The organism is Prevotella multiformis DSM 16608, from assembly GCF_000191065.1.
GTDB classification, from domain to species: domain Bacteria; phylum Bacteroidota; class Bacteroidia; order Bacteroidales; family Bacteroidaceae; genus Prevotella; species Prevotella multiformis.
Genome location: NZ_GL872282.1, coordinates 242,534 through 255,123, shown reverse-complemented (window position 1 = coordinate 255,123; position 12,590 = coordinate 242,534). Strand labels below are relative to the sequence as shown.

The following is a 12,590-nucleotide window of genomic DNA, read 5'->3' as shown; positions in this document are numbered from 1 at the left end:
AAAGACAGAAAGTACAAAAGAGGTTGTCAGTATGGATAGACAGGTTTTTCAGACCGATTCGCGGCAGCGTTGGAATCGGTTTAAGTGGACATTGCGTGTGATTGTTACGGTGGTATTCCTGCTAGGACTGGTGTTTCTTGCCATGTTCGCCTTGGAAGAAAGTCCGCAGATGCCTTTTCGCCACGACTACCGGAAGGTGGTGTCGGCAGGGGCTCCTTTCATGAAGGACAACGAGACGGCGAAAGTCTACAAGTCTTTCCGGGACTTCTTCAAGGAACAGCGGATGCACAGCAACTATGTCAAAGTGGCGGCAAGGCAGCACCGTTTTGTGGGCAAGGCGGGCCGTGCCGCGGCAAAATACATGTCGGAATGGTCCGATCCACGTATGGGCATCCGTTCGGCATGGTATGTGAACTGGGACAAGCACGCTTATCTGTCATTGAAAAACAACCTGAAACATCTCAACATGGTATTGCCGGAGTGGTTCTTCATCAACCCCAGGACGGACAGGATAGAGACAAGGATCGACCGGCGCGCCCTGAGACTCATGCGCCATGCGGGTATCCCTGTTCTTCCCATGCTGACGAACAATTACGGTTCTGCTTTCCGTCCGGAAGCCATCGGACGGATTATGCGGGATGATCGAAAGCGCATGGCGATGATCAACGAGCTGGCTTCAATATGCAGGAAGAACGGCTTTTCCGGCATCAATCTTGATCTGGAGGAACTGGATATCAATGATGATGCACTGCTGATAACTCTGGTGAAGGATTTTGCGCAGGTCTTCCATTCCCAAGGTCTCTATGTGACACAGGCCGTCGCCGCTTTCAATGACGACTACAATATGCCGGAACTGGCTAAATACGACGACTACCTCTTTCTCATGGCTTATGACGAGCACAATGCAGCGAGCCGGCCCGGCCCTGTCTGTTCACAGCGGTGGGTTGAGAAAGCGACGGACTGGGCTGCAAGGAATGTTCCCAACGACAAGATCGTGCTGGGTCTGGCAGCTTACGGCTATGACTGGGTGCAGGGAAAGAAAGGCGGTACTGCCGTTTCGTTCGACCAGATGATGGCTTCTGCACAGAATGCCGGAGCCGCCGTCAGCTTCAATGATGATACCTATAACCTCAATTTCTCGTATAAGAATGAAGATGACGGCAGTCTTCACCGGGTATTCTTCCCCGACGCAGCCACTACATTCAACATCATGCGCTTCGGGGCAGAGTACCATGTAGCAGGCTATGCCGTGTGGCGGCTGGGTACGGAAGACAAGCGTATATGGCGTTTCTATGGGAAAGATATGTCATGGGAGAGTGTCGCCAGGATGTCCATCGGGCGGCTGATGCGGCTCAGCGGTACGGATGATGTCAACTTCGTCGGTGACGGTGAAGTGCTGAATGTGACCTCAGAACCTCATCCGGGGAAGATCGCCGTGAGCATTGACAAGGACAACCGGCTGATAACAGAAGAACATTATAGGGAACTTCCCGCCACATACACCGTTCAGCGGCTGGGCCGATGCGGGGACAAACAGCTGGTCCTGACCTTCGACGACGGCCCTGACGGACGGTGGACACCGTCGGTGTTGAGTACGCTGAAGAAGTATCATGTGCCTGCCGCTTTCTTCATGGTGGGATTGCAGATGGAGAAGAACCTCCCTCTTGTGAAGCAGGTCTATGATGCCGGAAACACGATAGGAAACCACACTTTCACCCATCATGACATGGCAGAGAACTCCGACCAGCGTTCGTTTGCCGAGCTGAAACTGACGCGTATGCTCCTGGAAAGCATAACGGGGCAGAGCACCATCCTCTTCCGCGCTCCTTATAACGCTGATGCCGACCCCACCGGTCATGAGGAGATCTGGCCGATGGTGATTGCGAGCCGGAGGAATTATCTGTTTGTCGGAGAGTCCATCGACCCGAATGACTGGCAGCCGGGTGTGACGGCAGACCAGATCTACAGACGCGTGCTGGAAGGGGTACACAATGAATACGGGCATATCATTCTGCTGCATGATGCCGGCGGTTCGACACGAAAGCCGACCGTCACTGCGCTGCCCAGGATTATCGAGACGCTGCAGCGGGAAGGCTATCAGTTCATCTCTCTGGAACAGTATCTCGGCATGAATCGTCAGACTCTCATGCCTCCGGTAAAGAAAGGCAAGGAGTATTATGCCATGCAGGCGAACCTCAGTCTGGCAGAACTGATTTACCATGTCAGCGATTTCCTCACGGCCCTTTTTCTGGTGTTTCTGGTTCTCGGATTCCTGAGGCTTGTCTTCATGTATATCCTGATGATACGTGAGAAGCGGGCAGAAAACCGCCGGTTCTATGCTCCTATAGATGCCGAGACGGCACCGGCGGTGTCGGTGATCGTTCCAGCCTACAATGAAGAGGTGAATATTGTCCGCACTGTTGATAATCTGAAACAGCAGGATTATCCGGCACTCCACATCTATCTGGTGGACGACGGGAGCAAAGACCATACGCTCGGAAAGGTCATGGAAAAGTTCGGCAACGACGGGAAAGTCACTGTCCTTGCAAAGAAGAACGGCGGGAAGGCATCGGCTCTGAACTATGGGATTGCAGCCTGTAAGACGGACTTTGTCGTTTGTGTCGATGCCGATACGCAGTTGCAGGCTGATGCTGTCAGCAGGCTGATGAAGCATTTCATTGCTGATGAGGCGGGCCGGGTCGGTGCCGTGGCCGGTAATGTGAAGGTGGGCAACCAGCGCAATATGCTTACTTACTGGCAGGCTATCGAGTACACGACAAGCCAGAACTTCGACCGCATGGCTTATTCTAACATCAATGCTGTCACGGTTGTTCCCGGAGCCATCGGTGCCTTCCGCAAGAAGGCGTTGGAAGCGGTCGGCGGCTTTACGACCGACACATTGGCTGAGGACTGCGACCTTACCATGAGCATCAACGAGTATGGATACGTCATTGAAAATGAGAACTATGCCGTCGCCATGACCGAAGCACCAGAGACGCTGCGGCAGTTTGTCAAACAACGTATCCGCTGGTCTTTCGGTGTGATGCAGACTTTCTGGAAGCACCGTTCGTCACTCTTCGCCAGATCGAAAGGCGGCTTCGGCCTATGGGCAATGCCGAATATGCTCATCTTCCAGTACATCATCCCGACCTTCTCTCCACTGGCAGATATGCTGATGCTGCTCGGTCTGTTTACGGGTAACGCCTGGCAGATATTCCTCTATTACCTGCTGTTCCTCCTCGTGGATGCCAGTGTGTCGATCATGGCTTATATTTTCGAGCATGAACGTCTGTGGGTGCTACTGTGGATTATTCCCCAACGGTTTTTCTATCGCTGGATCATGTATTACGTGCTTTTCAAGAGTTATCTCAAGGCAATCAAGGGGGAGTTACAGACCTGGGGCGTACTGAAACGGACCGGAAACGTGGGAGCGTGAGCGGATGTCGGGACTGCTGCCGGACGGTCAGGAGGCTGATACAGCCGGCTCCTGTCTCCGTCCCGGAGGGTCGCGGTCATCGTCGTGTCAGCGACCGTCCTGTATCCCAGAGCAGCCGTTTCGCCCATCTGAGCACCACCAGGGCGCTGGCGACGGCGACGGCGGAATCGATCCAGGTGATGTTCCAGAACATTGCACAGAGCAGGCCGACGATGGCCCCCGTCTCTGTCAGGGCATCTGAAAGGACATGAAGATAGGCTGCCCGGCTGTTGTAGTCTGTCGTGCCATGGTGACCATGTAGGACGGAGGCACTGATGGTGTTGGCGACCAGACCGATGCCCGCTGTCAGCAAAGCAAGTCTGTAATTCAGGATCTCTCCATGGGTCGTCATCCGTTCTACTGCTTCAATGATGATGAATACAGCCATGATAATCAGGAGAATACCACTCGTAAAGGCCGATAGGTCCAGGATTTTCTCCGTATCATATTTTGTTGTCTCCTTGCTTTCCAGATGCCGTACCAGTACGTATGCTGCCCAGTTCAGGCCGATGACCAGCACGTGCGATCCCATGTGGACACCATCGGCGAAGAGGGCCATGGAATGAGAAGTAAGTCCCACGATGATCTCTGCCAGCATCATGCAGAAAGCGAAGACGACCACGAAGGATGTCCGTTTCTCTTGTGAAGAGCGTTCTATTCTGTTTGACATTGTCACTTGTTTAATTCAAAATCCATAGATCAAAGTCTGCAATAAACGTGCCGCTTCTGCAGCCGGCTCTGTCATTCACCGTATGTTTTCAGTCGTCCGGTTTCCTGCACGTGTCCCGTTGCTGATATACTTGAAGGCGGAAGGAACGAGAAGTTGACAGGCAGTGTTTTGACGAATGAGTTATGAAGACAGAACCCATTATGGAATTATCCCGAAATGGATGAAGGCGTTGCATATACCGTCTTCATCCACACTTGTCGTCACGTAATCAGCCGCTGCCTTTACCTCCTCATTGGCATTGCCCATGGCCACCCCGATGCCTGCTGCATGGAGTATGCTCATGTCGTTGCCGCCGTCGCCGAAAGCGATGCACTCCTCCGGGCTGATTCCGATATGCTCCGTCAGTCGGCGAAGGGCATTCCCTTTGTCGGCTCCCCGCACGGTGATGTCTGTAAAATGCGGATTCCACCGGGCTGCTATGCAGTGAGGCATGGAAGGAAGGATCAGCTTCTCGTCGTCCACGCTGAAGAACGGGGTAAGCTGGAGAACCGGCCGGCGCAACAGCGGTTCTATCGGCTTGTGTATATCAATGTTGTTGACCCCTAAGCCACGGACAAAGACCTCATCAAAGATACTGGTGTGGTTGTGGATGCCGATATCCTCTTTTCCACATACTACTACCGCATAATTCCGCCGGCTGGCATCGGCGATCATCGCGCGGACTTCCTGCTCGGGGATGGGCATCAGCGTAATGTCCTCGTCGCCGATGAACGTACGTGCTCCGTTGAAGGTGATATATCCGTCAATGAGATGGCGGATGGCATCGATGTTCGTGATGATGGCCGCGGGTCGTCCTGTGGAAATGAAAATTCTTACCCCGCGTTCTTTTGCCTGTTCAATGGCCTTGACCGTTGAATCTGGAATCCGGTGTGTCTGAAACGATACCAGTGTTCCGTCTATATCGAAGAAAGCTGCTTTAATAGCCATGTCTGTGTCACTTTTGGCTACAAAGTTACTACAAAAAAGTGAAATGCGGAAAGATATAGTGATAGAATTGAGTTACAAGGGTTTCAGTTGTGCTTCCGATTATTCGTGAAGCCATCGCAATCACCCCTAAAGCCAAATCAGGACGCCGCTACGTTACTTGTCCGTAACCATGCCCGAAAAGGCGACAAACGGACACGGATAACGAAACAAGGCGTTAAGGATTAGTGAGTTATTGACAACCCACGCAACAAATCCGGTTACGGAAAAAGATTGCGCCGTTCCTCCCCGTTTTGCGTACCGGCGACGGACTCTTCACCGACTAATTTTGAACCTAAAAAAATTAAGGACGATGAAGAGTACATTTTCAGTAATCTACTACCTCAAACGTCAGGTAGTGAAAAAGGACGGGACAGTACCCGTCATGGGACGCATCACGGTGGACGGCAGCCAGACGCAGTTCAGTTGCAAACTGACCGTCGATCCCAAGCTGTGGGACACCAAAGGGGGACGTGTCACGGGCAGAAGCACGGCGGCACTCGAAACGAACCGCATGCTCGACAAGATGCGTGTGCGCATCAACAGACATTATCAGGAAATCATGGAGCGTGACAATTTCGTCACGGCGGAGAAGGTCAAGAACGCCTTTCTCGGACTGGAACACCGCTACCACACGCTGATGCAGGTGTTCCGCCAGCACAACGAGGACTACGAGAAACAGGTGGAGGCTGGCATGAAAGCCAAAGGCACGCTCCTGAAGTACAAGACCGTTTACAAGCACCTGCAAGAATTCCTCACCATCCGCTACCGCGTGAAGGACATCGCGCTGAAAGAGCTTACGCCCGCTTTCATCTCCGACTTCGAGATGTTCCTACGCACGGACAAGCACTGCTGCACCAATACCGTGTGGCTGTATGTCTGCCCCTTGCGGACGATGGTGTTCATCGCCATCAACAACGAGTGGCTCACACGCGACCCGTTCCGGGAGTATGAAATCAAGAAGGAGGAAACGACACGCAGTTTCCTGACGAAAGAGGAAATCCGGCTGCTGATGGAGGGCAGGCTGAAAAACGCCAAGCAGGAGCTTTACCGCGACCTCTACCTGTTCTGCGCCTTCACGGGCTTGTCGTTCGCCGACATGCGCAACCTGACGGAAGAGAACATCCATACCTACTTCGACGAACACGAGTGGATAAACATCAACCGCCAGAAGACGGGCGTGGTGTCCAATATCCGCCTGCTCGACATCGCAAAGCGCATCATCGACAAATACCGGGGTCTGTGCGGGAACGGCAGGATTTTCCCCGTTCCCCACTACAACACGTGCCTTGCCGGAATCCGTTCCGTCGCCAAGCGTTGCGGTATCACCAAGCATATCACGTGGCATCAGAGCCGCCACACGGCAGCCACGACGGTGTTCCTCTCCAACGGCGTACCCATCGAAACGGTGAGTTCCATGCTGGGACACAAGAGCATAAAGACGACGCAGATATACGCGAAAATCACCAAAGAGAAGCTCAACCAAGACATGGAGAACCTTGCCGCAAGGTTGAACGGCATCGAGGAATTTTCATGTTGCACCATCTAAAAACAGAGAAGCCATGACACGAGGAACCATCATCATAGAGGACAACACGGTCAGCGTAACCGGTAACGAGATATGGATGACCGCCACAGAAATCGCCGGACTGTTCCACACGGGCGTCCCGGCTGTGAACGCCGCCATCAGAGCCGTCCGCAAGCCGGACGTGCTGAACGACTACGAGGTGTGCCGCTACATGCGGCTTGAAAACGGGCTGCACGCGGATGTTTACTCGCTTGAAATCATCATCCCCGTTGCCTTCCGGCTGAACACCTACCATGCACACGTGTTCCGCACGTGGCTGGTAGAGAAAGCACTCTCGAAGGAAAAGCGGCAGGCATACGTGATGTTCATACAGAACGGAAAAGCCGGGTATTGCTGAAAACGCAGAAGACATATAATAATAAGAATAAAAAGGAAACGGACAGCCCCGTGAAGGAGTTGCCCGTTTCCTTTTTTTTCATGCAGCCGCCTTATTCCATCGGCTTGCGGTAGTTCGCCTCCAGCAGCTCACGCAACCCCGATTCGGGGTAAAGCACCTTCCCTCCCAAAAGGATAAAGGGCAGCACCCTGTTGTTGCGGTACTCCTGCAAGGTGCGGCGGCTGACACGGAGCAGTTCCGCCACCTCCCTGTCCGTCAGGTAACGTTCCCCGTCCAACGGCGGGCGGTAACTTTCCAGAAAGGCGGAGAGCCATTTCGAGCCTTTGCGCATGTTCTGCACGACGGAGGCAAGCGGCTCGTCCTCCATTGTAAACACTTCATTGTTCTCGTTCATCATCATTTCGGATTCAGTGGGTTGTGAATAATAAAAATCAAATCATTTCCCGCAGGGATAGAGCGTGCCGACAAGCGGAATGAGCTTTTTGACCTCCTCCGGCTTGTAATAGAACCTGCGGTTAATCTGCGAGTAGCCGATAAGCCGCCTGTCACGCAAGGTCTGCAACGTGCGCGGGCTGATCCTCAACTGCCCGCAGACCTCCTCGCCCGTGAGCCACCTTTCCATCCGCCCGCCGTCGCTCCTGCGCCTCAGGGCGGCTACCTTCTCCGCGAGGGCGTTGAAGGACGCCACCATCATCTCGAAGGTCTTTTTCTCGATAGATACTATTTCCATAAGCAAAACATTTCAGAGTTTGCCGCAAAGGTAACGAAGCCGCCTTGAACACGTGCCGTTTCCCACTAAAAGGCAGCTTGTTGCGTCGTCTGTCCGGGTTACGGAGCCATTATCCGTAAAAATCTTACGTGAGCCACGTAGTGAGCTGTTAAAGCCCCTTTGGTTTATTGCCGAATTTTGTCGCAGAAACATAGCGCAAGCCGAGCGCAGCACGTCAAGCTCGCTTGAACGGTATGCCGAGGCGCAGCCTATGTTCATGCAAATAAACCAAAAGAAAGGACTGAATATGAAAGTGATAACGATGGAAAGTTCCGCCTTCACCGCATTGACGGAACAGATAGCCGAGATAGCGGCACACGTGCGTGCCGTTTCCGGCGGTAGGAAGGAAGAATCCCCCGACAGGCTGCTCACCACCCGCGAGGCGGCGCACCTGCTGAACGTGAGTTGCCGCACCCTCCAGCGCATGCGCAGCGAACAGCGCATCGCCTATGTCGTGCTGCGCGGCAAGTGCCGCTACCGGCAGTCTGAAATAGACCGCCTGCTCGAAGACAGCACCGTCACGGGCGAAGCCGCGACACCGGAACAGCTGAAACGCAACCACACGCTGCGCACGGGCGGCAGACCCAAAGGAAGGAGGACGTAGGACATGGAACTGCTTACCCGCAACAATTTCGAGAACTGGATGCAGAAGGTGATGGAACGGCTCGACCGTCAGGACGAGATGCTGCTCTCCATGCAGCCGTCCGGCAAAGCCCCGAACCCGATGAACGGGATCAGGCTTTTCGACAACCAAGACCTGTGCATGCTGCTCCAAATCAGCAAGCGCACCCTGCAACGCTACCGCAGCATCGGCGCGCTGCCTTACAAGACGCTCGGCAAAAAGACCTATTACAGCGAGGCGGACGTGCTGACGTTCCTCTCCGAACATGTAAAGGACTTCCGCAAGGAAGATATAGCCTTCTACAAGGCCCGTATCCATAATTTCTTTCAAAAATAACCATTAAAACATTTTTCAGATGGCAAAGAAAAAAGACGAAAAGGACGTGCTGGTTGTCCGTGACGAGAAGACGGGCGAAATCAGCGTGGTAGCCGGGCTGAACGCCGACGGCTCCCCCAAGCGCATCCCCGCGAAAGCGGAGAACGCGCAGAGTTTCCTGCAATTCGACCGGCACGGCGACGTGCTGGACAACTTCTTCAAGAACTTCTTCCGGCAGTGCAAGGAACCCAGCCGCTTCGGTTTCTACCGTGTCGCGGCGGACCAAGCCGACAAGCTGCTGGAGGTTATCAAGGACTTGCTGAAAGACCCCGACGGCAACAAGGAACTGCTTGCGCCCCACAAGGTGGACACCTCCGGCTACGAAAAGAAAGTACAGGAGGAGCAGTCCGCCGAAAAGCAGGAACAACCGGAACAGAAACAAGATGACGAACCTAAAAAACAGGAAGAGATGGAACAGAAAAACGAACAGAATCAGGAAAGCCCGCAGCAGACGCAGGGCAACCGGGGCTACCAGCCCATCGACGAGAGCAAGATCAACTGGCAGGAGTTGGAGGAGAAATGGGGCGTGAAGCGCGACGACCTTGAAAAGTCGGGCGACCTTAACAGAATGCTCAACTACGGCAAGTCCGACTTGGTGAGGGTGTCGCCCAATTTCGGCGGAGAGGCTTTCGAGCTGGACGCCCGCCTCTCCTTCAAGAAGGACGGCGAGGGCAATGTCAGCCTTGTGCCGCACTTCATCCGCAAGGAGCAGAAGCTCGACGAGTACAAGGAACACAAGTTCTCCGACGACGACCGGAAGAACCTGCGCGAAACAGGCAACCTCGGCAGGGTCGTGGACCTCGTGGACAGGGAAACGGGCGAGATCATCCCCTCGTTCGTCAGTATTGACCGCAAGACGAACGAAATCACGGATGTCCCGACGAACAAGGTGCGCATACCGGAACGCATCGGCAAGACGGAAATCACCAAGCAGGAGCAGGACATGCTGCGTGCCGGGCTGCCCGTGCGCGACAAGCTCATCGAGCGCAAGGACGGCAGGAAGTTCGTCACCACCCTGCAAGTGAACGTGGAGCAGCGCGGCGTGGAGTTCGTGCCGGGAACCGGCAGGTCGCCCCGTACCGCCCGGACGCAGGAAACGAAGAACACCCCCGCACAGGGACAGGCGCAGGGTACGGAGAATGCCGGAGGCACGAACAAGGAGCAACGCCGCAACACGTGGACGAACGCCGACGGCAGCATCCGCCCCATCAGCAAATGGAGCGGCGTGGACTTCACCGAACAGCAGAAAGCCGACTACGTGGCTGGCAAAGCCGTGAAATTAGAGAACGTGACCGACAAGCAGGGCTTCCACGCCACGATGTACATCAAGTTCAACCCGGAGAAGGGACGCCCGTACCGCTACGACACCAACCCCGACAACGCGCAGAAGGTCGCCCCTTCCAACGAGAGCCGCACGCAGGTGGCGGTGAACAGCGAGGGCAAGACCAACGAGGCTACCAAGAACCTGAAAGAGCCGTTGCGGAAGGGACAGACCGCCCCGAAGGACACCGCACAGCAACAGCAGCAGAAAAGAAACAACAAGGGCATGAAGATGTAATCCCGTGTCCGCCACTAAATCCGAAGTAACATTTGTAAAATTCAAAACGACAGAAGAATATGAAGACAATCATTGCAGAAAAGCCGTCTGTGGCACGTGAGATCGCCCGTATCGTGGGCGCGACAAAGAGAGAGGAAGGATATTTCGAGGGAGGCGGCTACGCCGTGACTTGGGCGTTCGGACACCTTGTGCAGCTTGCCATGCCCGACGGCTACGGCATACGCGGTTTCGTCCGTGACAATCTGCCCGTCATTCCCGACACCTTCACGCTCGTCCCCCGTCAGGTAAAGACGGAGAAGGGCTACAAGCCCGACAGCGGCGTGGTGGCGCAGATCAAGACCGTTGCCCGGCTATTCAAGGAAAGCGAACAGATCATCGTGGCGACCGATGCAGGGCGCGAGGGTGAGCTTATCTTCCGCTACCTCTACCATTATACCGGATGCACCACCCCGTTCGTCCGCCTCTGGATAAGCTCGCTTACCGACAAGGCTATCCGCGAGGGACTGCGCAACCTCGAAGCGGGCGGCAAATACGACAACCTCTATCTTGCCGCCAAAGCGCGGAGCGAATCAGACTGGCTCGTGGGCATCAACGGCACGCAGGCACTCTCCATCGCCGCCGGACACGGCACGTACTCCATCGGGCGGGTGCAGACACCCACGTTGGCGATGGTGTGCGCACGCTATTGGGAGAACCGCCGCTTCACGCCCGAAGCCTTCTGGCAGCTCCATATCGCAACGGACGGCTGCGATGAAGGAACGGTGAAGTTTTCCTCTTCCGAAAAGTGGAAAGAGAAAGAGCCTGCGACGGAACTATATAATAAGGTGAAGTCGGCAGGCACAGCCACCGTCACGAAAGCCGAACGCAAGGAGAAGACGGAGGAAACACCGCTGCTGTACGACCTGACGACGCTCCAGAAGGAAGCCAACGCCAAGCACGGCTTCACGGCGGAACAGACGCTTGAAATCGCGCAGAAGCTTTACGAGAAGAAGCTCATCACCTATCCGCGAACCGGAAGCCGCTACATACCCGAAGACGTGTTCGCCGAAATCCCCAAGCTGCTCGCCTTCATCGGGGCTTTGCCCGAATGGAAAGGCAAGGTGCAGCCGAAATGCGTCCCGACACGCAGAAGCGTGGACGGCGGCAAGGTGACGGACCACCACGCCCTGCTCGTCACGGGCGAGAAGCCACTATTCCTCTCCAAAGAGGACAGCACCGTCTATCAGATGGTTGCCGGACGCATGATCGAGGCTTTCTCCGAAAAATGCGTCAAGGACACCGCCACCGTCACGGCGGAGTGTGCCGGAGTGGAGTTCACGGTGAAAGGCAGCGTCATCAGGCAAGCCGGATGGCGTGCCGTCTATAGCGTGGAGGACAAGGAAGAAACCTCCATCCCCGATTGGCGGGAAGGCGACACGCTGACGCTGAAAGGCTGCTCCATCACGGAGGGAAAGACCAAACCCAAGCCGCTGCATACAGAAGCGACACTGTTGTCGGCAATGGAAACGGCGGGCAAGGACATAGAGGACGATGCACTCCGTCAGGCGTTGAAGGACTGCGGCATCGGCACGCCCGCCACCCGTGCGGCGATTATCGAAACGCTCTTCAAGCGCGGCTACATGGAACGCTGCAAGAAATCGCTTGTGCCGACTGAAAAAGGGCTTGCCCTCTATTCGGTCGTGAAGACGATGCGCATCGCCGACGTAACCATGACGGGCGAATGGGAGAAGAATCTGGCACGCATCGAGCGCGGGGAAATGCCCGCCGAAACCTTCCGCAGGGAGATAGAGGCGTACACACGCGAAATCACCTCCGAACTGCTCTCGTGCGACAAACTGTTCGCCCGCAGGGATTCCGGCTGCAAGTGTCCCAAGTGCGGGACGGGCAGCATGCAGTTCTACGGCAAGGTGGTACGCTGCGACAACGCGGAGTGCGGGCTGCCCGTGTTCCGCCTGAAAGCGAACCGCACCCTTTCCGATGACGAGATCAAAGACCTGCTCACCGACGGGCATACGAAGCTGCTCAAAGGCTTCAAGAGCAAGCAGGGCAAGAGCTTCGACGCCATAGTCGCCTTTGACGGGGACTATAACACGACTTTCGTGTTCCCCGAAAGGAACACGAGCAGGAAATTTTCAGGACGGAAGAAATAGTATTAACTTTTGAGAAAGTAGGC

11 protein-coding genes are annotated in these 12,590 nt (G+C 55.0%); 7 read left to right on the top strand and 4 right to left on the bottom strand.

Going from position 1 to position 12,590, the window contains the following annotated elements; all coding sequences use genetic code 11:
- The first annotated feature begins 31 nt into the window (after positions 1-31).
- A complete protein-coding gene (locus tag HMPREF9141_RS01095; RefSeq protein ID WP_007366542.1) occupies positions 32-3,436 on the top strand; it encodes a trifunctional glycoside hydrolase family 18/polysaccharide deacetylase/glycosyltransferase family 2 protein in 3,405 nt (1,134 codons plus the stop codon).
- Positions 3,437-3,512: 76 nt separating this feature from the next.
- Here the strand turns inward: HMPREF9141_RS01095 and HMPREF9141_RS01090 are convergent, their stop codons facing one another.
- Both HMPREF9141_RS01090 and HMPREF9141_RS01085 read right to left on the bottom strand, forming a co-directional pair.
- Complete coding sequence (locus HMPREF9141_RS01090; RefSeq protein ID WP_007366541.1) at positions 3,513-4,145, bottom strand: cation diffusion facilitator family transporter; 633 nt, start codon at positions 4,143-4,145, stop codon at positions 3,513-3,515.
- 198 nt (positions 4,146-4,343) lie between these two features.
- Positions 4,344-5,132, bottom strand: a complete 789-nt coding sequence (locus HMPREF9141_RS01085; RefSeq protein ID WP_007366540.1) for a Cof-type HAD-IIB family hydrolase — start codon at positions 5,130-5,132, stop codon at positions 4,344-4,346.
- A gap of 349 nt (positions 5,133-5,481) precedes the next feature.
- Here HMPREF9141_RS01085 and HMPREF9141_RS01080 point away from each other — a divergent pair, with 349 nt between their 5' ends.
- Together HMPREF9141_RS01080 and HMPREF9141_RS01075 are read left to right on the top strand one after the other, a co-directional pair.
- Positions 5,482-6,717 carry a site-specific integrase gene (locus HMPREF9141_RS01080; RefSeq protein ID WP_007366539.1) on the top strand — a complete coding sequence of 412 codons (1,236 nt, stop codon included), beginning with the start codon at positions 5,482-5,484 and terminating at the stop codon, positions 6,715-6,717.
- Between the two features lie 13 nt (positions 6,718-6,730).
- Positions 6,731-7,093: a virulence RhuM family protein gene (locus HMPREF9141_RS01075; protein ID WP_007366538.1), complete on the top strand. Its 363-nt coding sequence runs from the start codon at positions 6,731-6,733 to the stop codon at positions 7,091-7,093.
- A gap of 91 nt (positions 7,094-7,184) precedes the next feature.
- Here HMPREF9141_RS01075 and HMPREF9141_RS01070 read toward each other — a convergent pair whose 3' ends face one another.
- On the bottom strand, positions 7,185-7,490 hold the full coding sequence (locus tag HMPREF9141_RS01070) for a helix-turn-helix domain-containing protein (protein ID WP_014224629.1): 306 nt from the start codon (positions 7,488-7,490) through the stop codon (positions 7,185-7,187).
- Positions 7,491-7,529: 39 nt separating this feature from the next.
- Positions 7,530-7,823, bottom strand: a complete 294-nt coding sequence (locus HMPREF9141_RS01065) for a helix-turn-helix domain-containing protein (protein WP_007366536.1) — start codon at positions 7,821-7,823, stop codon at positions 7,530-7,532.
- Between the two features lie 250 nt (positions 7,824-8,073).
- Between HMPREF9141_RS01065 and HMPREF9141_RS01060 the strand changes: the two genes are divergently transcribed.
- Genes HMPREF9141_RS01060 through HMPREF9141_RS01045 form a run of 4 tightly spaced genes read left to right on the top strand, consistent with a single transcriptional unit; the run spans position 8,074 to position 12,567 of the window.
- Entirely contained in the window at positions 8,074-8,466 is a 393-nt protein-coding gene (locus HMPREF9141_RS01060; RefSeq protein WP_014224631.1) for a helix-turn-helix domain-containing protein, read from the top strand.
- A gap of 3 nt (positions 8,467-8,469) precedes the next feature.
- Positions 8,470-8,820 (top strand): helix-turn-helix domain-containing protein, encoded by a 351-nt coding sequence (locus tag HMPREF9141_RS01055; RefSeq protein WP_007366534.1) that lies wholly within the window; start codon positions 8,470-8,472, stop codon positions 8,818-8,820.
- Positions 8,821-8,839: 19 nt separating this feature from the next.
- Complete coding sequence (locus tag HMPREF9141_RS01050) at positions 8,840-10,417, top strand: DUF3945 domain-containing protein (protein ID WP_007366533.1); 1,578 nt, start codon at positions 8,840-8,842, stop codon at positions 10,415-10,417.
- 59 nt (positions 10,418-10,476) lie between these two features.
- Positions 10,477-12,567, top strand: coding sequence for a type IA DNA topoisomerase (locus tag HMPREF9141_RS01045; RefSeq protein ID WP_007366532.1), 2,091 nt, complete (start codon positions 10,477-10,479; stop codon positions 12,565-12,567).
- The last annotated feature ends 23 nt before the right edge of the window (positions 12,568-12,590 follow it).

Coding starts and splice junctions, on each gene's coding strand:
- HMPREF9141_RS01095 (WP_007366542.1), top strand. CDS start 32: ATGGATAGACAGGTTTTTCAGACCGATTCGCGGCAGCGTTGGAATCGG.
- HMPREF9141_RS01090 (WP_007366541.1), bottom strand. CDS start 4,145: ATGTCAAACAGAATAGAACGCTCTTCACAAGAGAAACGGACATCCTTC.
- HMPREF9141_RS01085 (WP_007366540.1), bottom strand. CDS start 5,132: ATGGCTATTAAAGCAGCTTTCTTCGATATAGACGGAACACTGGTATCG.
- HMPREF9141_RS01080 (WP_007366539.1), top strand. CDS start 5,482: ATGAAGAGTACATTTTCAGTAATCTACTACCTCAAACGTCAGGTAGTG.
- HMPREF9141_RS01075 (WP_007366538.1), top strand. CDS start 6,731: ATGACACGAGGAACCATCATCATAGAGGACAACACGGTCAGCGTAACC.
- HMPREF9141_RS01070 (WP_014224629.1), bottom strand. CDS start 7,490: ATGATGAACGAGAACAATGAAGTGTTTACAATGGAGGACGAGCCGCTT.
- HMPREF9141_RS01065 (WP_007366536.1), bottom strand. CDS start 7,823: ATGGAAATAGTATCTATCGAGAAAAAGACCTTCGAGATGATGGTGGCG.
- HMPREF9141_RS01060 (WP_014224631.1), top strand. CDS start 8,074: ATGTTCATGCAAATAAACCAAAAGAAAGGACTGAATATGAAAGTGATA.
- HMPREF9141_RS01055 (WP_007366534.1), top strand. CDS start 8,470: ATGGAACTGCTTACCCGCAACAATTTCGAGAACTGGATGCAGAAGGTG.
- HMPREF9141_RS01050 (WP_007366533.1), top strand. CDS start 8,840: ATGGCAAAGAAAAAAGACGAAAAGGACGTGCTGGTTGTCCGTGACGAG.
- HMPREF9141_RS01045 (WP_007366532.1), top strand. CDS start 10,477: ATGAAGACAATCATTGCAGAAAAGCCGTCTGTGGCACGTGAGATCGCC.